The 20,022-nt window shown below is 72.5% G+C and carries 23 protein-coding genes; 4 read left to right on the top strand and 19 right to left on the bottom strand.

Going from position 1 to position 20,022, the window contains the following annotated elements:
- Positions 1-228 precede the first annotated feature (228 nt).
- The 5 genes from ACYP53_RS40935 to ACYP53_RS40915 all read right to left on the bottom strand — a co-directional run bounded on the left by ACYP53_RS40935 (position 229) and on the right by ACYP53_RS40915 (position 4,610).
- The gene (locus ACYP53_RS40935) at positions 229-945 is read right to left on the bottom strand and encodes a hypothetical protein (protein ID WP_459651178.1); all 717 of its coding nucleotides are present in this window, start codon (positions 943-945) and stop codon (positions 229-231) included.
- Between the two features lie 1,241 nt (positions 946-2,186).
- Positions 2,187-2,585 carry a hypothetical protein gene (locus ACYP53_RS40930; protein ID WP_189922820.1) on the bottom strand — a complete coding sequence of 133 codons (399 nt, stop codon included), beginning with the start codon at positions 2,583-2,585 and terminating at the stop codon, positions 2,187-2,189.
- 11 nt (positions 2,586-2,596) lie between these two features.
- Complete coding sequence (locus tag ACYP53_RS40925; protein WP_189922818.1) at positions 2,597-3,013, bottom strand: hypothetical protein; 417 nt, start codon at positions 3,011-3,013, stop codon at positions 2,597-2,599.
- A 67-nt stretch (positions 3,014-3,080) separates the two neighbouring features.
- Entirely contained in the window at positions 3,081-3,680 is a 600-nt protein-coding gene (locus tag ACYP53_RS40920) for a hypothetical protein (RefSeq protein ID WP_459651177.1), read from the bottom strand.
- Positions 3,681-4,088: 408 nt separating this feature from the next.
- Complete coding sequence (locus tag ACYP53_RS40915) at positions 4,089-4,610, bottom strand: hypothetical protein (protein WP_459651176.1); 522 nt, start codon at positions 4,608-4,610, stop codon at positions 4,089-4,091.
- A 168-nt stretch (positions 4,611-4,778) separates the two neighbouring features.
- Here ACYP53_RS40915 and ACYP53_RS40910 point away from each other — a divergent pair, with 168 nt between their 5' ends.
- The gene (locus ACYP53_RS40910; protein ID WP_189922812.1) at positions 4,779-5,183 is read left to right on the top strand and encodes a DoxX family protein; all 405 of its coding nucleotides are present in this window, start codon (positions 4,779-4,781) and stop codon (positions 5,181-5,183) included.
- A 107-nt stretch (positions 5,184-5,290) separates the two neighbouring features.
- Here the strand turns inward: ACYP53_RS40910 and ACYP53_RS40905 are convergent, their stop codons facing one another.
- The 8 genes from ACYP53_RS40905 to ACYP53_RS40870 form a co-directional block, all read right to left on the bottom strand.
- Positions 5,291-5,773 (bottom strand): nuclear transport factor 2 family protein, encoded by a 483-nt coding sequence (locus tag ACYP53_RS40905; protein ID WP_459651175.1) that lies wholly within the window; start codon positions 5,771-5,773, stop codon positions 5,291-5,293.
- Between the two features lie 192 nt (positions 5,774-5,965).
- Positions 5,966-6,754 carry a hypothetical protein gene (locus ACYP53_RS40900; RefSeq protein WP_459651174.1) on the bottom strand — a complete coding sequence of 263 codons (789 nt, stop codon included), beginning with the start codon at positions 6,752-6,754 and terminating at the stop codon, positions 5,966-5,968.
- A gap of 524 nt (positions 6,755-7,278) precedes the next feature.
- A complete protein-coding gene (locus ACYP53_RS40895) occupies positions 7,279-7,968 on the bottom strand; it encodes an SMI1/KNR4 family protein (protein ID WP_459651173.1) in 690 nt (229 codons plus the stop codon).
- A gap of 55 nt (positions 7,969-8,023) precedes the next feature.
- On the bottom strand, positions 8,024-9,007 hold the full coding sequence (pip, locus tag ACYP53_RS40890; RefSeq protein ID WP_459651172.1) for a prolyl aminopeptidase: 984 nt from the start codon (positions 9,005-9,007) through the stop codon (positions 8,024-8,026).
- Positions 9,008-9,140: 133 nt separating this feature from the next.
- A complete protein-coding gene (locus ACYP53_RS40885) occupies positions 9,141-9,482 on the bottom strand; it encodes a hypothetical protein (protein ID WP_459651171.1) in 342 nt (113 codons plus the stop codon).
- Positions 9,483-9,786: 304 nt separating this feature from the next.
- Positions 9,787-10,002 (bottom strand): hypothetical protein, encoded by a 216-nt coding sequence (locus ACYP53_RS40880; protein WP_459651170.1) that lies wholly within the window; start codon positions 10,000-10,002, stop codon positions 9,787-9,789.
- A gap of 146 nt (positions 10,003-10,148) precedes the next feature.
- A complete protein-coding gene (locus ACYP53_RS40875; protein WP_459651169.1) occupies positions 10,149-10,649 on the bottom strand; it encodes a hypothetical protein in 501 nt (166 codons plus the stop codon).
- A gap of 204 nt (positions 10,650-10,853) precedes the next feature.
- Complete coding sequence (locus ACYP53_RS40870; RefSeq protein WP_459651209.1) at positions 10,854-11,165, bottom strand: hypothetical protein; 312 nt, start codon at positions 11,163-11,165, stop codon at positions 10,854-10,856.
- Positions 11,166-11,375: 210 nt separating this feature from the next.
- On the opposite strand from ACYP53_RS40870, the gene ACYP53_RS40865 reads away from it, so the two are divergent.
- Positions 11,376-12,056, top strand: a complete 681-nt coding sequence (locus tag ACYP53_RS40865) for an HAD family hydrolase (RefSeq protein ID WP_459651168.1) — start codon at positions 11,376-11,378, stop codon at positions 12,054-12,056.
- Positions 12,057-12,122: 66 nt separating this feature from the next.
- Here the strand turns inward: ACYP53_RS40865 and ACYP53_RS40860 are convergent, their stop codons facing one another.
- Positions 12,123-12,869, bottom strand: coding sequence for a DUF2071 domain-containing protein (locus tag ACYP53_RS40860; protein WP_459651167.1), 747 nt, complete (start codon positions 12,867-12,869; stop codon positions 12,123-12,125).
- Positions 12,866-13,198 carry a metalloregulator ArsR/SmtB family transcription factor gene (locus ACYP53_RS40855; protein WP_189922786.1) on the bottom strand — a complete coding sequence of 111 codons (333 nt, stop codon included), beginning with the start codon at positions 13,196-13,198 and terminating at the stop codon, positions 12,866-12,868. Before ACYP53_RS40855 ends, ACYP53_RS40860 begins: the two co-directional genes overlap by 4 nt.
- 167 nt (positions 13,199-13,365) lie before the next feature.
- Between ACYP53_RS40855 and ACYP53_RS40850 the strand changes: the two genes are divergently transcribed.
- Positions 13,366-14,862, top strand: coding sequence for an amino acid permease (locus ACYP53_RS40850; protein WP_459651166.1), 1,497 nt, complete (start codon positions 13,366-13,368; stop codon positions 14,860-14,862).
- On the opposite strand, the gene ACYP53_RS40845 is transcribed toward ACYP53_RS40850, so the two are convergent.
- From ACYP53_RS40845 to ACYP53_RS40835, 3 genes are all read right to left on the bottom strand, one after another.
- Entirely contained in the window at positions 14,813-15,487 is a 675-nt protein-coding gene (locus tag ACYP53_RS40845; protein WP_459651165.1) for a TetR/AcrR family transcriptional regulator, read from the bottom strand. The two genes, ACYP53_RS40850 and ACYP53_RS40845, sit on opposite strands and share 50 nt — an antisense overlap.
- A gap of 102 nt (positions 15,488-15,589) precedes the next feature.
- Positions 15,590-16,843, bottom strand: a complete 1,254-nt coding sequence (locus tag ACYP53_RS40840) for an MFS transporter (RefSeq protein WP_459651164.1) — start codon at positions 16,841-16,843, stop codon at positions 15,590-15,592.
- Positions 16,840-17,733: a pirin family protein gene (locus ACYP53_RS40835; protein WP_459651163.1), complete on the bottom strand. Its 894-nt coding sequence runs from the start codon at positions 17,731-17,733 to the stop codon at positions 16,840-16,842. Before ACYP53_RS40835 ends, ACYP53_RS40840 begins: the two co-directional genes overlap by 4 nt.
- 177 nt (positions 17,734-17,910) lie before the next feature.
- On the opposite strand from ACYP53_RS40835, the gene ACYP53_RS40830 reads away from it, so the two are divergent.
- On the top strand, positions 17,911-18,480 hold the full coding sequence (locus tag ACYP53_RS40830) for an NADPH-dependent FMN reductase (protein ID WP_459651162.1): 570 nt from the start codon (positions 17,911-17,913) through the stop codon (positions 18,478-18,480).
- Positions 18,481-19,041: 561 nt separating this feature from the next.
- Here the strand turns inward: ACYP53_RS40830 and ACYP53_RS40825 are convergent.
- Positions 19,042-19,515, bottom strand: coding sequence for a DIP1984 family protein (locus ACYP53_RS40825; RefSeq protein WP_459651161.1), 474 nt, complete (start codon positions 19,513-19,515; stop codon positions 19,042-19,044).
- Positions 19,516-20,022 lie beyond the last annotated feature (507 nt).

Here is a 20,022-nt window from a genome sequence, read left to right as displayed (position 1 = left end):
GGGGCGGCGGCCCGGGCTCCGGCCGCCCGGCGGGGCGTCAGACCCAGGGGTCGCCCTCCTTGAACGGCGACGACGGCGGCGACGGCGGCGGTCGCGGGTGGGGTGTGGGGCCCTGATGCCCTCGTCGGTGAAGGCCGGGGGAAGGCGGACCTCGACCACGGCGACGTCCGGGCGGTGGGCGAGCGCGACCGGCCCCGCGGACCGCGGCCCCGCGCGTACCCTCCCGGCTCAGCCGCCCAGCGGGCGGAGGGCCGAGTCCAGCGGGTCGAGCGACCAACCACCGCCGCCGGGGCGGCAGTTGAGAGCGGCGTCGGCCGTGCCGGCCGCGTTGGTGCCGGTGTTGAAGTTGGCGTTCGGGGTGTTCGGCAGCACGCCCATGTAGTACATGCCGGCCGATGTCCACACGCACTGGTGCAGGTTGAGGAAGCGGCTGCCGGCCAGGTCGAAGGACTTGACGGCGGAGTTGGCGAGCGTCAGCGTCCAGCCGCCCCCGCCCGGGCTGCACCGCAGCGCGGTGTCGGGCGTGTCGGAGACGTTGGTGCCGGTGTTGAAGTTGACGTTCGGGGTGTTCGGCAGGACGGCCGTGTAGTGCTGGCCGGCCGAGAAGTACACGCACTGGTGGACGTTCAGGTAGCGGCCGGCGGCGAGGTCGAACGCCTTCACCGCCGAGTTGGCCGGCGCCGGCTTCCAGCCCCCGCCCCCCGGACCGCAGGAGAGCGCCGTGTCCGGCGTGCTGGAGACGTTCGTCCCGGTGTTGAAGGGCGTCTCGGCGGTGTTCGGCAGCAGGTTGGTGTAGTGCCCGCCGGGGCCGTAGTACACGCACTGGTGGATGTTCAGGTAGCGCGCGGCGAGCCGCGGCCCCGGCGGTCCCGCCACGGCGCTGCTCCCCAGGGCGAGGGCGACGGCCCCCGCGACCGCCGCCACGATGATCGACAATCTGCGCATGGTGTGCACTCCTCCCGAACCCGCGCCCACCCACCGGGGCGTGCACGCACCAAGCTACTGAGGAGCGGCCGGCGGGTGTCCACGACCGCGTACAGGCAACCCGTTCGGCCGTATTGAGCGGACGATATGCCTGTCAGATCAAACGACCGTCGACACCCGAGCCGCCCGGGTCGTCGCCCACCTGCTGCAGCCCCACACCGGCAGGGGGTCGGCGGCGATATGCAGACGTTCGATTACCGGAACCCACTCGACCCGGCCAACCGGATGATGCTCAATCAGTTCGCTTTCGCCACCGAGACGGAGGCATTGTCGATCAAGGAACGCGTCGCCGGGGCGCAGGCAGCGATGCGCAATACGGCACCCCGCTCGTGTTCGGCTGGAGGCCTACCGTCCTGCACAAGCCCCTTCGGAAGTTGCCCTGATCGGATGGAAGACCCGCAAGGGGATGCCGGTCCGAGACTCACCAGGCAGCCCCGTGATGGCCACCGAAGAACCGGGGAAAGACAGCGGCCGCCTTCGGAGCCTTCGCCGTCGGCCCCTGACTCACTTCCGTGCCCACCAGGCCGTGAAGACCGTACCTCCTGCTGCCGTCGCCGTGATGAGCCACGGAGGGATGCGCTGGATGGTCAAGTGCATTCCACCCCAGCGAAGTTCGAACTGTGGCCGCTTGGCTTCTCGTTGCGTTGCTGGCATGCCGTCCATAATGCACCTTCGAATCGAAGGCGCACATCGACAGGGAGGCGAAAACCCACAGGATGCCAGGTCCGTCCTGGCCGCCGTGTCCAATCCGGGTTGCCGAGTTCCGCATATCGACCCCGGCCCCGTGCGGCGTGCCGCGGTGCCCCGAGCTGACCATCTGTCGTGGTTGCCGACCTACCTACTTCCACGCCGACCAGGCCGTGAGGACGGTGCCGCCGGCGGACGTCGCCCCACCCTCGATCGTCACCGGAGTTCCTCCGCGCCCGGCCGGCGGGCCTGTGGTGCGAGAGTGTGATCCGGCGCCGGGTGGGGTCCACGTCAGACATCGAGGTGCACAACTGGCGGTTCCGCGGGCGTCCGTCATGACCCGTGGACGTCCGGACCGGCGGGCCGGACCCGGCCGGCGGAGCCGGGGAGCAGCGGAGCCGGCGAGCGGCCGAAGCGGACCCGCGCGACGGCGGCCGAGCCCGGACACGGCTGGCCCCGTGCCCCCGGCTCTCCGGGCGGAGGGGCGGGGGCACGGGGCGGCGGGGCGGGGGGTGCTACCCGGCGCGGACGACGGGGCCGTCCCGGAGGCCGGATTCGGTCGGGTAGAGGGACGCCTCGAAGCCGCCCGAGGCGCAGTGGACCCAGGCGTCGCCGACGTTCATGCCGTTGTCCTGGTAGTCGTTCCAGTCGGTGTCGAGGCGGTCGCCGCAGGCACTGGCGACGCGGAGCCAGAAACGCTCGTCGGTGCTGGTGCGGCTGGCGTTGACGGTCCAGTGGATCAGGGCGTCCTGGGGGCCGGAGTAGGTGACGCAGACCTGGTACGGCGCGCCGTAGCGGCTGCCGCCCCATGTGGAGCAGAGCGGCGGGTCGGCGTGCGCGGTGCCCGCGCCCAGGCCCACGACACCGGCGGCGGCCAGGCCGAGGACGGCGAGGCCGGTGGTGGTCTTCTTCACGGCGGGTCCCCTCAGGCCGAGGCGGTGGGGCCGCTGTAGTTGCCGGACTCGGTCGGGTAGAGCTCGATCTCGACCCCGCCGATGATGCCCATGCCGCAGCCGATGCTCGCGCCGCCGTTGTTCCGGCTGCCCTGCGACCAGTCGTTCCAGTCGGTCCAGATGTCCTGATCGGTGCAGTTGCTGACGACCTTGAGGTGGAAACGCTCGTCGGTCTTCGAGTAGCTGGTGTTCACCGACCAGGAGACCGTGGCGTGGGTCGGGTCGTTGTAGGTGAGGCAGACCCGGTACTCGGTGGCGTAGTTGCTCCACAGGTAGTCGGAGCAGTTGGTGCCGGCGTGGGCCGTGCCCGCGCCGAGCGCGATGACGCCGCCGGTCGCGAGCGCCAGCGCGGTAGCGGAGCGGGTGAGTGCGTGGAGTGCGCGTTTCATCGTTCCCCCAGGTGAGTAGGTTTGCGGCGTTCGGGCGATGGACTGAAGACCGTGGGCGACGGCCCGGTCAGCACCGGTAGCTTCCCCAGGTGTTCGGGGACGGCGTTCCGGTGCGGAAGTCCCACCAGGCGGAGCCCTCGTCGATCGAGCACGTGTTGTAGACCCAGCCCAGGAACGCGGTGAACTGCATGCTCGGGTACCCGTCGATGGAGGACGGCGGAGTCGTGTAGTCCGGGAAGGACGAGTTCCCGCTGGAGACGTTCCTGACGGCGACGGGCGCGGCCTTGTTGTTGTAGAGCGAGAGGTCCACGTTCCAGCCCGAGTGGTGGGACGTGAAGGTGGAGTCGACGTGGAAGTGCGCCTCGACGCTGCGGCAGGCCGGGGCGTAGAGGAGTTCCACGAAGCCGACGTACTCGCCCTGCGAGGTGCGGATGTCCTGCGTCCCGTAGCGGCCGGTGTAGGAGCACGAGGCCGCGGCGGCCGGACTCGCCGCCGCGGTGTCCGCGATCCCGGCGAGGAGGGAGGCGCCGATCAGCGCCCCGACCACGAGGTTCCTGCGCTTGGCGGGCTTGGCAGCCTCGGCGGGCTTTGCGGGTATGGCGGTCTTCACGGGCATGGCGGCCTTTCCGGGGGTCGGCGGGTTCGGCAGGGTCCGTGGGGTCGACACCAGGACGGCTCCGCGGTGCGCCCCTTCTTCGTCCGCACACCAGGGTGCCGGTCACGAGGGAGCCGGGGAACGACGTTGACCGGACGTTGGCCTGACACTCGCTGGCCCCGCCGGGCGGGGCGGCGGGGTGGAGCGCCCCGGCCGGGGCGCCGGTCACCGTGGGCGGTGCACGGTCGGTGAGCTGCTAATATTCTTCTTGTCGCGAGGGACAGTGAGTCCTCGTCAGGCGTCAGCGGTGCTACCAGAGCACGTCCTACTTTCAGTAGGAAGAGTCCGTGCGATCCGGGCCTGGCGCTCCACTGTCGGAAGGGGTCCGGCACCTGCCCAGGTGCCGGACCCCTTCCGCGTCCCGTCCCGGGCCCGGCCTCGCGCCTGCAGGACGCCGCTCGGCCTCGCGGCGGGCAGGCCCTACGACGGGATGCGGGTCAGGAGTTCACGGGCGGCCCGGGTCAGGCGCTCGGCGGCCTCCTCCGCGGGCGGCTGCGAGTCGGGACGGCCCATGGACGCCACCACCGCGTCGACCATGGGCGCCAGTTCCTCGCACTCCCCGTACGCCTCGGCCACGTTCTCGATGATGAACCCGGCCCCCTCGAAGGGGTCGAGCCATCCGCCGACGATCTCGGCGGCCCACCAGCGGGCGAGCGCCAGCCGGCCCTGCCAGTAGTCCCCGTACTCCCCGAGCGGGCGCAGGCCGAACCCGAGCTCGTCCATCACCCGGTCGAACAGGCCCGGGGCCTGGTCCTCCTCGCCGCTGAGCAGCCAGGCGAGCAGCCACAGAGACGGCGTGTCCACACCGGCGACCAGGGCGCGCAGAGCGGCCCGGATCAGCGTCTGCGGCTCGGCGTGGCGGCCGTCGACCCACTCGTGGGCGATCCCCCGCAGTTCGCGCACCGCTTCGGCCGCCGTTCCGGGGGCTCCGCTCGTCGTCATGGCGGCATCCTGCTGGGCTCCGCCCGCCGCCCGCCAGCGGATTTCCCTCCCTCCTCTTCCTCCTCCGACGGCGCCCGGGAAAATTCCCTCTCTCCGGACCGATGAGTTCGGGTGGCGGCGGCGGTCAAAGCAGGGAAAGCAACGCCAACCGAGCCGGGGAGACCTGAGATGTCCAGCACCGCCACCGCCGTGAAGTCCAGCCAGGCCGCCGTCCGGACGGTCTGGACGCTGCGGATCCTGCTCGCGCTTTTCTTCGCCCTGGCCAGCGCGCTGCCCAAGCTGCTCGCGCTGCCCGCCGCCACCACCGTCTTCGACGCCATCGGCTGGGGCCACTGGTTCATGTACCTGACCGGGCTGGTGGAGCTCGCCGGGGCGGTCGGCCTGCTGGTCCGCCGGCTGGCCGGGCCGGCCGCGACGGCGCTCATCGTCTTCCTGGCGTTCGCGTTCGTCACCCAGCTCACCGCGATGCACGGCGAGAACGCCGGGACCCCGTTCCTCTTCATGGTGCCGCTGGCCGTCATCGCCTGGAACCAGCGCACCGGGACGGCCGGGCTGCTCGGCCTCCGGCGCTGACGGGGGCGCCCGCAGGGCCCGCCGGCCGCGTGAGGACCTGGCCCTGACCGATCACCGCGGTCCGGCGCCCCTTCGGTCGCCTTCGGTCGCCGGACCGCAAGGGTGCGTCATGAGACACGTGACGCATCCGGGGCGGACAGTCGCTCGGTGCCGGCGCCGAAGGGGAGGAAGACGGTGCGGCCGGCGAGGAGCCAGGCGCCGTCGATCTTGTGGAAGGTGTCCTCGTAGTGGCCGACATTGGCCGGGAGCCTGGGCTCGATCATTCCGCCCGCGTAGCCGTCGACCCGGTACGTCGTCAGGTACGAGACGGCCCGCGCCCTCGACCCGGACTCCACCGTGACCAGGATGTTCGTCATCAGGCGACGTGACAGCCTGTCCGCCGGGCGGGAGGCGAAGTAGCGGCGCAGGGCCTCGCGTCCCTCGACGCGCCGGTCCCCGTGGGGCCAGTGCCAGAAGCCGTCCGCGGTGAACAGCTCGGCCACCGAGCCCGGGTCGCCGAGGTCGAGGCGGTGGATGAAGTCCACGATGATGCGCTCGCAGGCGCGTTCCGCGAGCATCCGCTCGACCGGGGGAATGATTTCGTCGTCCATGTCCCTTTCTATCAGCGCCAACGGGCCCCAGGGCAACGGGTTTTCCGTATCAGCCCTGGCAGGACACCGCCCCACGCCGCCTTCGGGAGTTCGCCTTTTCGTTGGCCGCGCCGCCCCGGCCTTGAAGGCCCTTCCCGGCTCTGGGCAGGGCCTTCAAGGTGCGCTGATCGCCGCCCGGGGCGGGTCCAGGGATCAGGCCTTGGCCTTGAGCCCGGAGACCAGCTGGCTGCTCAGCTTCTTGGCGGTGGCCGCGCCGTTGTCGCTGCCGTCGTTGGCGAGCACGGTCACCACGGAGGTGCCGACCCGGGCCGCGATCAGGGTGTCACCGTTCTGCCAGGCCGAGTCGGTCACCGTGATGGTGTACGCCTCGTCGCCCAGGCCGGCGAGCGGCGTCTCGGTGACCTTGGTCTTGCTGCTGGTCTGGGCGTCGGCGAAGGACGGGCAGGCCAGGGCGAGCTTGCCCAGCGCGCCGATCACGGTCTGGGCGGTGGCGCCCTGGTAGACGTCGATCTCCTGGGCGATCTCTGCGGAGGTGTTCTTGTTGACGTAGTCGTTCTGGGCGAACGACACACCGGTGATCCCGGTGATGCCGGTCCAGGACGTGCCGCCCAGCCGGGTGCAGTCCGGAGTGGGCACGTCGGCGGCGGTCGGCTGGGTGTAGGTGTCGCCGGTGTCGCGCGAGCCGGCCGAGTCGACGTCGAAGCCGGACGGGAAGAACGTGGCGGGCGCCAGCAGGGCCTTCAGCTGGGTGCCTGTCAGTAGGCCGGCGTTCGGGCCCGCGGCCTTCGTCGCGGCCGGCGAGGAGGCGTCGGCTTTCGTCGCGGCGGGCGAGGAGGCGTCGGCTTTCGTCGCGGCGGGCGAGGAGGCGGCCGTCTGGGCGGCGGGGGCGGCGGACTTGGTGGAGGTAGGCCCGCAGGCCGTCAGGACGAGCGGCAGAGCGATGGCGGAGAGCAGCTTGACGGCGGGAGGAGAGAGACGCATTGGAGCCTGATCCAGGAGGTACGCGGGAGCGCGGCGCGGCACCGTGGCCGCCCGCTGCGGGCCTGGCCCATCGCCAGATCCTGAGCGGGGACGATAACCAGCCAAGATTACTGAATAGGCACATTTTGGCCACGGAACGATCGACACGGGAACTCCTACCGGACGTTCCCACCAGCGACACAGTCCGACCACGGACGGAACACGTACCAGCGCACGCGTCGGAGCGGTCCTGCCCCGGCGTGGAGATTCGCCCGCGCCTCCGCCGCCTCGCCGACCTCCCCCGTCTCCCCCGTCTCCCCCAGCGCCGTCCACGCCTCCGAGCTCCAGGAAGCGGGGATCTACTCCCTGATGAACCAGCACACCGGCCGCTGCATCGACGGACAGCGAGCTCGGCTTCCGGTCCGTCGACTGCAACCAGAAGGACTACCAGAGCTGGTACCTGCAGAAGTACAACTGACCCCTGGTACCGCCAGGACCCGCCGTCGGCACTGCCCGGCGGCGGGCGCCCCACGCCGACCGGGCTGTCAGTCCTCCCGGGGGACGGCGGCGAACACGGCCCCGCCGGCCGCACGTTCCAGGCGGTACGGTCCGCAGACCCGGTCGAAGCGGGCCCGGCTCCCCGGCGGGGCGCCGCGCAGGTCGGCGACCGGTGCGGTGTCCGGGACCCTGGCGGCCAGTTCGGCCACCACCGGGTCCGCGCCGGGGGTGCGGAGTGCCGCCGCGACGGGCAGCGGCAGGTCGGGGCCGTCCGGGTACAGGGCGTCCCAGAAGTCGTCGGCGTACGGCTGGACCCCCTCGTCGAAGCCGGGGTCGTCCACCAGTTCCTCCGCGGTGGTGACCAGCCGGTCCAGCCACTCGGCGAGCGAACCGGCCTGGACGTACAGCCCTCCCTCCCGGTACCGCATCAGCACCTGGCCCCACCCTCCGTCGGCCGCGACGTCGACCCAGGTCAGCCCGCCACCGCCGTCGTCGGAGACCACCCAGCGCCGTTGCGGCAGCCCCTGCCCGCTCCCCTGGCGCGGATGCCCGGTGAGCGCGAACTCCACCGGCGGAACGGTGAACCCGCCGATGGCGCCGAGCAGTTCACGCTCGACGGCGGGCAGCGGAAGGCCCCACGGGACCCCGGGTGCGGCGCCCGGGCGCAGCGCGAGGTCGAAGGGCACCCGGTCGGCGAGCGCGTGCAGGCGGGTGAGCAGGGTGTCGGCGGTGATCACGCCGGCCACGCTAGCGGGTCGCGGTGGTCGTCGGGGCCGGGGCGTGGGGGTGGGCTCAGGCGGCGGGTTGGGAGCGGGGGGCGAAGCGGGCGATCGCGTCGCGGATGTGCTGGACCTTGGTCTCGCTGTCGAGGTGCCCGGCGTCCTCGGCGACTTTCACCTCGGCCTGCGGCCAGGCCCTGGTCAGTTCCCGGACGGCTTCGAGCGGCCCGTTGAGGTCCATGCGGCCGTGCACCAGTACGCCGGGGATCCCGGCCAGCCGGGCGGCCCCGCGGACGAGCGCGCCGTCCTCGAGGAAGAGCCCGTTGGAGAAGTAGTGCGCGCAGAGGCGGGTGAGGCCCGTCCGCTCGCGTGCGGGGAGGTCGGTGAACACCCCGGCCTTGCCCTGTGTCTCGTGGGACAGCAGGGCGTCCTCCCAGGCCGACCAGTCCAGCGAGGCCTTGTCCCGGACCTCCGGGTCCGGGTCCTCCATCAGCCGGGCGTAGCCTCCGAGGAGGTCGAGGACGTCGCCGTCGGGTGAGGCGCCGGGTACCCCGGCGACGAACCGCTCCCACTCGTCCGGGTAGAAGCGTCCGGCCTGGCGGTAGAGCCAGTCGATGTCGCGGCGGCGGCCGCCGAAGACGGCCGCCAGGATGATCTCGGACACCCGCTCCGGGTGCTGTTGGGCGTAGGCCAGGCTGAGTGCCGAGCCCCAGGAGTAGCCGTAGAGCAGCCAGCGTTCGATGCCCAGGTGCTCGCGCAGCCTCTCCATGTCGGCGATCAGGTGCTGGGTGGTGTTGTGCCGCAGGTCGGTGGCCGGGTCGCCGGCGTGCGGGGTGCTGTCGCCGCAGCCGCGCTGGTCGAAGAGCACCAGTTGGTAGCCGGCCGGGTCGAAGCTCCGGTATCCGCCCCGGGCGAAGCCGCCGCCCGGGCCGCCGTGGACGACGACCGCGGGCTTGCCTCCGGGCGTGCCGCGGACCTGCCAGTACACCTGGTGGCCGTCGCCGACGTCGAGCATGCCGTCGTCGTAGGGCTGCGGTGCTGTGTTCGGGTGGGTCACGTGCACTCCTTCGGCGAGGTGGTTCACGTTCGCGGATGTGGGCCCGGCCCGGCCCGCGGCAGGGCGCATCGGACGCACCCGGAGGAATCTACCGACCGGCCGTCAGGAGTGCCACGGAGTCGCGGTCGTGGTGTCAGGAGTCGAACCACACGGTGAGCCTCACGTTCTTGGAGCCGTGCAGCTCTGCCAGGGTGCGCATCACCGTGAACACCGGTGCCCACGGACCGTCCGACGGGATGGCGTCACGCCGGGTCAGCCGTTCGATGCGGTAGAGCCAGTCGCCGACCGTCCACTCGTCGCCCTCGACACGGCCGGCGTGGTCGGTACAGGACTTCGCGCGCAGGACGAGGGTCCCGTTCGGGCCGGGACCGTACATGTGGACCCGTTCGTCCGCGCGTTCGGCCGGTTCGTCCCAGTCCACTGCCTCCAGCTCCGCCCAGCCGATCCAGGTCGGGCTGTGGATGCCTCCCTTCACCCTGTCGTAGGCTGCACGCGTCCGCTCGGGCAGTTCTTCGGGCAGGCCTCGATCCGGGGCGAGCGGTTTGAAGCCGGCGAATGCGGGCGCAGTGGGCGCTGGAGCCGGTCGGCGGTGGCGACCTTGAGGACGCCGAGGGCGGGGACATCGGCGCGCCGGCTCGTGGCCGAGCCGCTCGGGTTGGCGGTGCCGCGGGCCAGTGCCTCCTTGCGGAGTTTGCCGGCGGGTGAGCGGTTCAGGGTGGCGACGAGGCGGAATTCGCCGGGGGTCTCCCGTGGTGAGAGGCGGGTGAGGCAGTGGGTGATCAGGTCCAGGGGGTCGGCTGCCCGCCGTCCGCGTTCTGCGGGACGACCAGGGCGATCAAGCGGGTGCCGAGGGTGTCGTCGGGGACGGCGGCGACGGCGACGACGGGGTGGTCGCGCAGGGCGGTGGCGGCGCGGTCGGTGTGCACGTTCTCGCCGCAGAGGACGCCTACGTCGACGCGGCAGAGATCGCCGCACTGCTGCACGAGATCGGGCACACGGTGATCGAGCCCGCCCGCGAGCAGCACCGCCCGACCGACGAAGCCTCCGAGCCGCCACCTGAGCCTCTCCCGCCCGCCCCGACGACCGACACGGCAGACAGCGTGAGGGTGCCCGCCATACAGGCGGGCACCCTCACGTGCGGTCAGGAGGTGCTCTGTTTCGGGGCCGGCCCACGGACGGCCTCAGGGAGGCCGACGGCAATCACGGCGTTCTGGCCTTCTCGCCAGAGCCGCAGCGAATCACCCGCCTTTTTCACCGGCAGCGATTCGCCGATCCCTTCCACTGTGACCGCCATTGCCTCTTCGGAGCAGCCGACGGTCGCGAACTGAAAAGGTTCCAGCCGGGCGGATGCCGCAGTGTATTTTCCGTCGAGAACCGTTCCGGGGAACTCCTCATGGGCATCCGAGGAGTTGTGACCGGCAGGCCGCGGTGACCCGACGGATGCCGGAGCCGTCGTGGTCGGCTCGGTCAGTGCGGCCGGCAGGAGCGCCACCTGGCATACTCCGTCCTTCACGGAGAGGATCACGTCGGTGTCCGCGATCCCGGCGATCCCCAGGATCTTCGCGGTCCCCTGGGAGGGCGGGGCGTCGATGCTGCGCTGGATCGGCGCCCCGGCGGACGTGGCCACGAGGCCGTTCAACATCCATGGCCCGTCTCCGCCTTGGGGCTGGCTGCCCTCACCGGTGCACGCGGTCGCGAGGCCGGCCACGAGGAGGAGTACCGTGCTCGCGAACCGACTCGATCGCCGCATGTGCTGAACTCCCCCAGTCGGCCCAGTGGTTGTGGCCATAGACTACCGAGTGGTAGGCGTCACCGCCGCCGACGCACCGGTCGCCCGCGCGCACCTTCAGGTGGCCGTGCCCTGAGCCGGGCACTGCCAGTCGGCCGCGTCGATCGCATGGCCCGCCGTGTCAGCGAGGTGGAAGCAACGGCCGTTGGCCCACACGGTCACCGAATCCGGCCGGTGCGCGACCTGGAAAGGCTCGTCCCCACTCAACGTCCCGGACCAGGAACCGTCCGCCGCCGGTGAGTGGGTGACAACGACGCAGGTCTGCTGCGGCTGGATCTGGTACGTGTCCGCCCAGGGCTCCACAGTCAACTCCAGCGGCGCTTCACCGTCGTTCGTGACCAGCAACCGCGCGGTTCCCCCGGCGAACATCTCCAGCACCTCTCACTCCCCCTGCGGGTGATCTCGCAGGCAAGCACCATCCACGGGTGCACAGGCCTGATCCTCACATACGGGATCAGCTTCGCCGGCGCCGTCCCCCCTGATCTTCCACCGCAGACTCTCCACACGAGATGGTCCGGCTCGGACCAGCTGATCGTTCAAGGGTCGACCAGCGGGCGTCCGTTGAGCAGACTGAGCCGAATGACGACACAGCCCTCTTCTCAGGAAGACCTCCGCGCCGTTCTCTTCGACTCGGGCGGCGTGCTGATGCGGCCGATCGGCGGCCGGTGGAACCCGCGGGCGGACTTCGAGCAGACCGTTCTCGCCCACGTGCCCTCGATCACGTCGGAACAGTTCGCGGCAGCCGTCGCCGCAGGCGACCGCTTCCTCGCCGCCTCCTCGCCCGAGCCCGAGCCCGACGACTACCACCGGCTGATGCTGCGTGAGGTGGGGGTGGAGCCGGGCCCGGAACTCCTCGCCGACCTGCGCCGCGAGGTGCCGCCGGCCACGCTCCTGGAGACGTACCCGGAGGTCGTGGGCACCCTGGAGGAGCTCGGCCGACGGGGCGTGCGGATGGCGGTGGTGTCGGATGCCTGGCCCAATCTGCCGGACCTTCACGCGGGGCTGGGGATCGGGCGGTTCTTCGAGGCGTACGCGATCTCCGCCGTACTCGGCTGCAACAAGCCGGACCCGCGCATGTACCACCATGCCAGCACCGCGCTGGGGCTCGCGCCGGCGCAGTGCCTGTTCGTCGACGACGATCCGGCCCTGGTCGCCGCCGCGATCCGGCTCGGGTACGCGGGGCGCGCGGTCTGCCGGGGATCGGCCACCACGGAGGTGCCGTCCGTCGCGTCCCTGGCGGAGTTGCCGGACCTCTTCTGACACGGGCGGGACGGTCTGCGTCCCGGACGCGGACTGCCCCCGGGGGGTGCGGGGTGACCGGGCGCTTCAGTGGGCGGGTTGCGCGGCCTGTCCGGGGGTCAGGGCCGGGAGTGGCCGCCAGGTGGCGGGGAGGCCGCGCATGACCAGGGCGCTGTCCAGGGTCGCGCTTCCCGGGGGGAAGCGGTCCGGGTCGTCGAAGAAGGTGGAGGCGGCGGAGCGGACCCGGCCGGCTTCCATCTGCCAGGCGTCGGTGCGCAGTTCGATGCCGTCGAGGTGGCGGCCGGAGCTGGTGGCCGAGTAGCCCTTGGCCCCGGATCGGAAGAACCGTGAGGCTTCGGCGAGGTCGGCGAAGAGTTCGCTGCCCCGTAGTTCGTCGGAGAGTTCGACGGTGACATCCACCCGGGTGTCGCCGTCCCGGGTGGCGAGTGCGACGCGCAGCCGATCGGCGGTCTCGTCCACCTGGAAGTCGGCCCGGCCGTGCTCGCCGGGGAAGAGGCGGCCGCCCGCCCAGGCGTTGAGCCGCGAGGCGGTGTCGCGCCGCGGGATGTAGACGCCGGTCTCGACGCCGTCCGGGCCGTCCCACTCGACGGCGATCCGGTGTGCCGCGTTCTCGCTCCGCAGGCCGAACGAGCCGGGCGCCCAGGTGGGCCGGGCGCTTCCCAGGCGCAGCAGGCAGATGCCCGCGACCGCGTGGCCGTGGACCAGTTGCGGGCGCAGCGGGCCGGGGAGCAGGCGGGCCGCGGCGTCGGGGGCGACCCGGTAGTTGACCAGGAGCCGTCGCTCGATGACGGTGGACAGGTGCGGTTGCCTCATGATCCCTCGCTCTGCGGGCCGGGGCGCCATTTGGTGTGGCGGAGCACGATCTGTTCGGGGCAGACGGCGCTGAGGAAGCGGCCGACGCAGGTGGCCAGGCGTTCCTCGGCCAGCGCGTAGATGATCCGGTTGCCCTCCCGCCGCTCGGTGATCAGTCCGGCTCCCTTGAGCACGCCGAGGTGCCGGGAGACGGAGGGCGCGCTGATGGCGAACCTGGCGGCGATGTCACCGGCCGCGAGTTCGCCGTCCCGGAGGTCTTCGAGGATCTGGCGCCTGGTCGGATCGGCGAGGGCGCGGAAGGCTCCGGCCTCGTCCTGGGCTTCTGTCATGCCATCTATTTAGCACTTTAGCTAAGCATCTAACAAGGTGGCGGGTGGACGGCGTGACAGCGGTCGGCGGGTGTCCACGCTTCGGTCGGACCGGCCGGAGGACTTGATCACGACGGGTGGTCGGGGCCAGGATCTCCCCCGGTTGGATCACAACGGGGGGAGCCGTGATGTCAGAGGACCGGTCGGTCGGTCGTGGACTGAGACAGCGCCACATCGCCATGATCGCGCTGGGCGGTGCGATCGGAGCCGGGCTGTTCGTCGGCTCCGGCGTCGGGATCGCCGCGGCGGGGCCCGGGATCGTGGTGTCGTACGTGGTGGCCGGGGTGCTCACGGTGCTGGTCATGCGGATGCTCGGCGAGATGTCCGCCGCCCGCCCCGGCTCCGGGTCGTTCTCCGCGCACGCCACCCGCGCCTGGGGGCCGTGGGCCGGGCTGCTGGCCGGCTGGATGTACTGGGCGCTGCTGGTGGTGAGCGTGGCCGCGGAGGCGATCGGGGCGTCCCGGATCGTGGCGGGCTGGCTGCCGCAGGTGCCGGCCTGGGTGTGGGTGGCGGTGTTCATGGCGCTGTTCACCGGGACGAACCTGGCGGGGGTGCGGCACTTCGGTGAGCTGGAGTTCTGGTTCGCCGGGGTGAAGGCGGCCGCGATCTGCGCGTTCATCCTGCTCGGCGCCGCCGCCGTGCTCACCGGCCGGGCTCCGGCCGGTGAGCACCTGACGGCGCACGGCGGCCTGCTGCCGCACGGCTGGCACGGGGTCGCGGTGGGCACCATCGCGGCGGTGTTCGCGTACGGCGGGCTGGAGACGGTGACCATCGCCGCCGCCGAGTGCGCGGACCCGGTGGCCGCGGTGCGCCGGGCGGTGCGCACGGTGCTGTGGCGGGTGGCGCTGTTCTACATCGGCTCGATGGCGGTGATCGTCGCCGTGGTGCCGTGGGACGATCCGGCGGTCGCCGGCGGCCCGTACGCGGCGGCGATCGGCCGGATCGGGGTGCCGGGCGCGGCGCAGCTGATGAACGCCGTCGTGCTGGTGGCCCTGCTGTCGGCGATGAACGCCAACATCTACGGCTCCTCGCGGATGCTGCACGCCCTCGCCGCCCGCGGCGACGCCCCGCGCCTGCTGACCCGCGGCGGCCGGTCGGCCGGTCGCGGCGGGGACGGCTCGGCCGGGACCGGCCGCGCCGTGCTCGCCTCGGCCGCGTTCGGCTTCGCGTCGGTGGTGCTCAGCCTGGTGTGGCCGCGGACCGTCTTCCCGTTCCTGCTGAACTCGATCGGGACGGCGATCCTGGTGGTCTGGATCCTGATCGCCGCTTCCCACCTGCGGCTGCACGGCCGTCGGCAGCACACGGACGGGCCGGAGCGCGGGCCGGGGCGGGCGGCCCCGATGCGGGGCTTCCCGTACCTGGGGTACCTGGCGCTGGCGGCGATGGCCGGGGTGCTGGTGTTCATGCTGGTGGACCCGGGCAGCCGCAGCCAGGTGCTCTGCACCGGCGCGTGGACGGCGGTGCTGCTGCTGGTGGCCGGGGTGCGGCAGCGGCGGCGGCGCGGGCCGGGCGCCGGAACCGCCGCCGGGCCCGCCGTTGCCGCGGTCACTGCCACAGTGGGCACTGCCGCCGCGGTCACCGCTCCCGCGCGTACCGCGCCAGGAACAGGTCGACCCCGGAGCTGATCATCCGGTGCATCCCGGCCTCGTCCAGTTCGGCCTCCGGGCGGAACGTCCGTACCAGCTGCGGCACGCCCACCGTGCAGGCGACCAGCTGCTGCACGGCCAGCGCCGGGTCCTCCACGGCGAGCACGCCGCGGCGGTCCAGTTCGGCGAAGGCCTCGATCAGCGGGCCGTTGTTCATGTCGTAGCTGACCCGGTACCAGAGCTGGCCCAGCTGGGGGAAGCGGTCGATCTCGCCGATCACCAGGCGGCGCAGCGACATGATGTCGGGGCGCAGCAGGATGCGCGTCCAGTCGAGGGTGAGCGTGATCAGCGCGGAGCGCAGGTCGTCGGCCTCGGCGATGGTGGAGTTCCACGGCTTGAGGTCCTCGTAGGTGGTGGGCAGTATGCCGCCGATCACCGCGAGGAAGAGCCGTTCCTTGTTGCCGAAGTGCTTGTAGATGGTCGCCTTGGAGACGCCGGAGCGGGCGGTGATGGCGTCCATCGAGGCGGCGGAGTAGCCCTCTTTCAGGAACTCGGCGAGCGCGGCGTCGATGATCGCCTGTCGGCGTCGCTGGGCGGCGTCGGTCGGCCCCGGGATGATCGGGATGCCGAACTCGTCGGTCGGCTGGGGGCTTTCGGCGGCCATCGGGGGTTCTCCTCGGGTGCTCGGGGGGAGACGGTACGGGCCAGTATAGGAAACTGAACGGTTCGGTTGGCGCGGAGGCGCGGCGGTGTCCCGGCGCGGCGGCTACGGGCCCAGCCCGGCGAGCCGCCCGCCGAACGCCGCCAGCTGCGGGCCGAGCGCCGCACCGAGCAGGAACACCAGGTTGAACAGCCCGATCGCCTCCGCCCGTCGCCGCGGCTCCACGGCCTCGGCGGCGGCGCCGGTCAGGACGCCCTGGCCGCCCGCGTTGACGCAGGCGCTGGCCCCGGCGCCCAGCAGCACCAGCGGCGCCCAGGGGCCGAACGCGGCGAGCGCGAGTGCGGCGAACGAGACGCCGAGCAGCAGGCCGGCGGTCCGCCGCAGGCCCAGTCGGGGCGCGGCGCGTACCAGCGACCAGGAGAGCAGCGCGCCGGTCAGGGTGGCGAGCGAGCCGACGGCGCCGGTCTGGACGGCGCTCCAGCCGGTCAACGCGGCGGCCCGCCGCGGTGCGCCGTAGACCAGGCCGAAGTTGACGGTCGCCAGGACCAGCATCACCGCCGCGACGGCCCGGAAGCGCGGCACCGCCAGGGCGTCCAGGCCGAGGAACGAGCGGCACGCCGCCACCACGCCCGCACCCGCACCCCGCGCCGACTCAGACGCCGGCTCCGGCTCCGGTACGGTCCCGACCGTCGGGCCCGCGGCCGGTCCGGCGCACCCGCGCAGTGCGGCGGGCAGCACCGCCAGGGTCAGCACCGGCAGCACCAGGCAGGCCCGCCAGCCCAGCCCGGCCGCCACCGCCGCGCCGATGAACAGTCCGGCGGTGCCGCCCGCCGCGCTGCCGATCGCGACGATCCCGGAGGCGCGTCCGTCCGCTTGGCGCGCGGCCAGTTGGAAGGCGGCCACGTTGAACCCGGCCGCGCCGACCGCCTGCAGAGCGCGCCCGGCGACCAGCGGGCCGAGGGCCGTCCCGGCGGCGAGTGTGAGCAGCACGCCGAGCAGCAGCGCCCCCGTGGAGGCGAGCAGCAGCGCCCGGGGGCCGCGCCGCCCGGCGGTGCCGGTGAGCAGCGGGGTGCCGAGCATCATGCCGAGCCCGTAGCCGCTCATCAGCCAGGCGGCGGAGCCGGGGCCGGTGTGCAGTTCCCGGGCGATGGCGGGCAGGACGAGGCTCGGGCTGGAGAGTCCGGCCGCCCCCGGGGCGGCGACCGCCGCGAGCAGCAGGCCGGTCCGGAGCGACCCCTGTACGCCCCGGCCGGTGCTGCCCGTCGGGGGCCCCGCCGGCGGCTCCGCCGGGGGTCCCGTTGAGGGTTCCGTTGGGGGCGCGCCCGCCCCTGCCGCCGTGTCCAGCGTTCCCGGGCTCACTCCGGGATCCGCCCGAACTTCCCGTTCGAGAAGTCGAGTTGGGCCTGCCGGAGCTCGGCTGCGGTGTTCATCACGAACGGGCCGCCGCGGGCCACCGGCTCGCCGATGGGCTCGCCGGCCAGGACCAGCACCTCGGCCGGGCCGTCCGGCGCGGCGACGGCGATCCGCTCGCCGTCGTGCGCCAGCACCGCGAGCTGGCCGTCCGCCAGCGGCGCGTCGGGCAGTTCGACGGCGCCGGAGAGCACGTAGACGGCGGCGTTGTGGCCGACCGGCACGGTGAACTCGGCCTGCCCGCCGGCGGGCAGTACGGCGTGCGCGAGCAGGACCGGCAGGTGGGTCTCGAAGGGTCCGGCCACGCCGTGGCTGCGGCCCGCGATCACCTTGATCCGGCTGCCGTCCTCGGTGTGCACCACCGGGATGGTGTCGGGTCCCTGGTTCTGGCTGCGGGCGGGGAGGTCCTTCAGCCGGGCGGGCAGGTTCACCCAGATCTGGAGCATGTGCTGGCGGCCGCCGTGGGCGAGCAGTTCGGCGGTCGGCTCGTTGGAGTGGACGATGCCGGCGCCGGCGGTGAGCCATTCGACCTCACCGGCGACGCTGGTGCCGCGCCGGCCGGTCGAGTCGGCCCAGTCCATCGAGCCCTCGATGAGGTAGGAGACCGCCTCGAAGCCGCGGTGCGGGTGGGCGGGGGCGCCCTTGGCCTCGCCGGGGGCGAGCAGCAGCGGACCGGTCTGGTCGACCATCAGGAACGGGTCGAGCATCGGGAGCTCGGCCACCGGGAACGGGCGTCGGACGGGGAAGCCGGCGCCCTCGAAGGTGTGCACGGGGTCGATGACGGTGGTGGTCGAGCGGACGGGGGCGGCCTGGGCCGCGGCGGGCTGAGTCGTCGTCATGCCGAAAACTGAACTACACGACTCAGTTCAGAGTCAAGACTGAACTGTCTGGTTGACGCATTGAACTGAACCGTTTAGATTTCTCGGCGTCGGAACGACCGGCGGCCCGGCACCGGGCCCGCACCGGGCAGGCCGCCACCCGCACCCACACCCGCACCGCAAGCAAGGAGCACCGTCATGAGCGCGTCCAAGGTCTTCGCCATCTCCGGTTCGCTGCGCGCCGACTCGCACAACACCGCGCTGCTGCGCGCCGCCCGCAAGGTCGACCCGGCCGGCATGGAGATCGAGATCTACGACGGCCTGCGCGAGATCCCGCCGTACGACTACGACCTCGACCACCCGGGCAAGCGCCCGGCCGTGGTCGAGGAGCTGCGCCGCAAGGTGGCCGAGGCCGACGGACTGCTCATCGCCACCCCGGAGTTCAACTACTCCATCCCCGGCGTCCTGAAGAACGCCCTGGACTGGCTGAGCACCGACTGGACCAAGACCGAGGGCCTGCCGCTGCACCGCAAGCCCACCGCGATCATGGGCGCCGCCCCCACCAACTTCGGTTCCGTCCGCGCCCAGCTGGCCCTGCGTCAGGTCTTCGTCTGGACCGACAGCGATGTCGTCGTCAAGCCCGAACTCGTCGCCTTCCGCTCCCACGAGCGCTTCGACGACCAGGGCGAACTGACCGACGAGACCACCGCCGGCATCCTCAAGGACCTGCTCACCGCCCTCCAGGGCAAGATCGACGCCCGCGCCTGACACCCGCACCCGATCGCCCGACACCCGCCCGCACCCCGGTCGACCGGCGCCCACGCCCCGATCGACCGGCGTCCGACGGGCCGCCTCGGTGCCCCGGCCCGGCCCCGCGCCACGCCCCGGCACTGCCCCGGCCCGACACCGCACCCCTACCCCGGTATCCGCGGTATCCGCACCCCGACACCCGCACCCCGAAATCCACCGCCCCCACGCGGTCCGAAGCCCCGCCGGGCACCTGCCCGGCGGGGCTTCACCACACCCGCGGCTGCGGGTCATCCGGCCTGATTCGCCTCCGCCGGGAAAAAGGTGCGAGGGCCGTGCGGTGTGCACGGCCCTCGCACCGGGTGTGGGCGCCCCGATCCCGCCCTCGCCGTCCGGATCTGCACATGGTGGTGAGCTGTGCGATGTGCTCTGTCACCTGTACGCGATGCTGAGCTGCATTGTTGAGTGAGGAATCGAACCCCTGCGTTGCTCTCCACGCGCCAGGGCCGGATGAACCGCCGGCCACGGTGTGTGCACGCCTCCGTGACGACTACCTGCTTTTCCCACACCCTGCTCGTGGGGTCAGTCCTCGACCAGGTCGATCTCCCAGTTGGTGCGCTGGATCAGCGTGTCCACCTCGCGGATCTCCTTGGCCAGCTCATCTGCCCGGGCGCGGAGTTCGGCCACCGGCAGAGCGGAAAGGATCCTGAGCTCGGACCGCAACTGCCGTACGGCTCCGCGCTGGTCGCGGCCGGAGGCGGCGTCGGCGGCCGACGTGGTCACCGAGTGGCGCAGCCGCAGGACGTCCCGGCGGGCGAGGGCGTCGGTGAGGGTGCCACCACCCTCGACGATCGTGGTGGAGTTGGTCCGGTTGATCTGCCGGATCAGCCGCTCCAGCTCGTCCAGCACTTCCCCGGTCTGGGCCAGGACCTCCGCCGCGTTCTCGGCCGGTTCCTCGCCCTCCTGGTAGCGGGCGCTGCCGACGACCCGCGCCCGCAACTGCTCCACCTGCCGCACCGCAGCCGCGCGCTGCGCGAGCGCCTCAGCCAGTTTCACCGCGCCATCACCTCTACGTGCTCCTGATCGTCCGGTAAGTATGCACATCGGTGTCCGACGGCGCGGTCGGCGGGGTGGGGGTCGGCCGGACCGTCGCGGCGGGAGGCGGGCCAGGTCCTCCCCTGCGGATCCAGCGGACCTGTCCGCCGCGGGTCCGGTCTCCGGCGGACAGCCGGCCCTCGCCGTCGACCGGACGACCGGTCATCAGCGCGCCGGCGCGCCGTGGTTGTCGGTGGGTCACCCGGCTGGACCACACGACGGGCGGGGCCCGGGGGCGGGTGCCAGATTCGTGCCGTGAGCGTGCCTTCCGCTCACGGCACGAATCACCGCCAGTCAGCACCACCTGGTACGCGGCCTTCGCACCGCACCGGGCCGCACCGCACCGGGCCACCGGGGCGCCTCCCGGGGCCCTCGTCTCCACCGTCCCACCGTCCCGCCGCTGCCCGTGGGCGATCCCGTGCCCCGGGCGGACCCGTTCCCCGGCGGTGACCTGTCGCAGAACGGCGG

The organism is Kitasatospora sp. Ki12 (genome assembly GCF_054601375.1).
This window is presented reverse-complemented; position numbering and strand designations above follow the sequence as displayed.

Bases quoted from the DNA above. Each gene is read 5' to 3' on its own strand.
- ACYP53_RS40935 (WP_459651178.1), bottom strand. From the start codon at position 945: ATGCGCAGATTGTCGATCATCGTGGCGGCGGTCGCGGGGGCCGTCGCC.
- ACYP53_RS40925 (WP_189922818.1), bottom strand. From the start codon at position 3,013: ATGAAACGCGCACTCCACGCACTCACCCGCTCCGCTACCGCGCTGGCG.
- ACYP53_RS40915 (WP_459651176.1), bottom strand. From the start codon at position 4,610: ATGACGACGAGCGGAGCCCCCGGAACGGCGGCCGAAGCGGTGCGCGAA.
- ACYP53_RS40910 (WP_189922812.1), top strand. From the start codon at position 4,779: ATGTCCAGCACCGCCACCGCCGTGAAGTCCAGCCAGGCCGCCGTCCGG.
- ACYP53_RS40905 (WP_459651175.1), bottom strand. From the start codon at position 5,773: ATGGACGACGAAATCATTCCCCCGGTCGAGCGGATGCTCGCGGAACGC.
- ACYP53_RS40900 (WP_459651174.1), bottom strand. From the start codon at position 6,754: ATGCGTCTCTCTCCTCCCGCCGTCAAGCTGCTCTCCGCCATCGCTCTG.
- ACYP53_RS40875 (WP_459651169.1), bottom strand. From the start codon at position 10,649: ATGTTGAACGGCCTCGTGGCCACGTCCGCCGGGGCGCCGATCCAGCGC.
- ACYP53_RS40870 (WP_459651209.1), bottom strand. From the start codon at position 11,165: ATGTTCGCCGGGGGAACCGCGCGGTTGCTGGTCACGAACGACGGTGAA.
- ACYP53_RS40865 (WP_459651168.1), top strand. From the start codon at position 11,376: ATGACGACACAGCCCTCTTCTCAGGAAGACCTCCGCGCCGTTCTCTTC.
- ACYP53_RS40860 (WP_459651167.1), bottom strand. From the start codon at position 12,869: ATGAGGCAACCGCACCTGTCCACCGTCATCGAGCGACGGCTCCTGGTC.
- ACYP53_RS40855 (WP_189922786.1), bottom strand. From the start codon at position 13,198: ATGACAGAAGCCCAGGACGAGGCCGGAGCCTTCCGCGCCCTCGCCGAT.
- ACYP53_RS40850 (WP_459651166.1), top strand. From the start codon at position 13,366: ATGTCAGAGGACCGGTCGGTCGGTCGTGGACTGAGACAGCGCCACATC.
- ACYP53_RS40845 (WP_459651165.1), bottom strand. From the start codon at position 15,487: ATGGCCGCCGAAAGCCCCCAGCCGACCGACGAGTTCGGCATCCCGATC.
- ACYP53_RS40835 (WP_459651163.1), bottom strand. From the start codon at position 17,733: ATGACGACGACTCAGCCCGCCGCGGCCCAGGCCGCCCCCGTCCGCTCG.
- ACYP53_RS40830 (WP_459651162.1), top strand. From the start codon at position 17,911: ATGAGCGCGTCCAAGGTCTTCGCCATCTCCGGTTCGCTGCGCGCCGAC.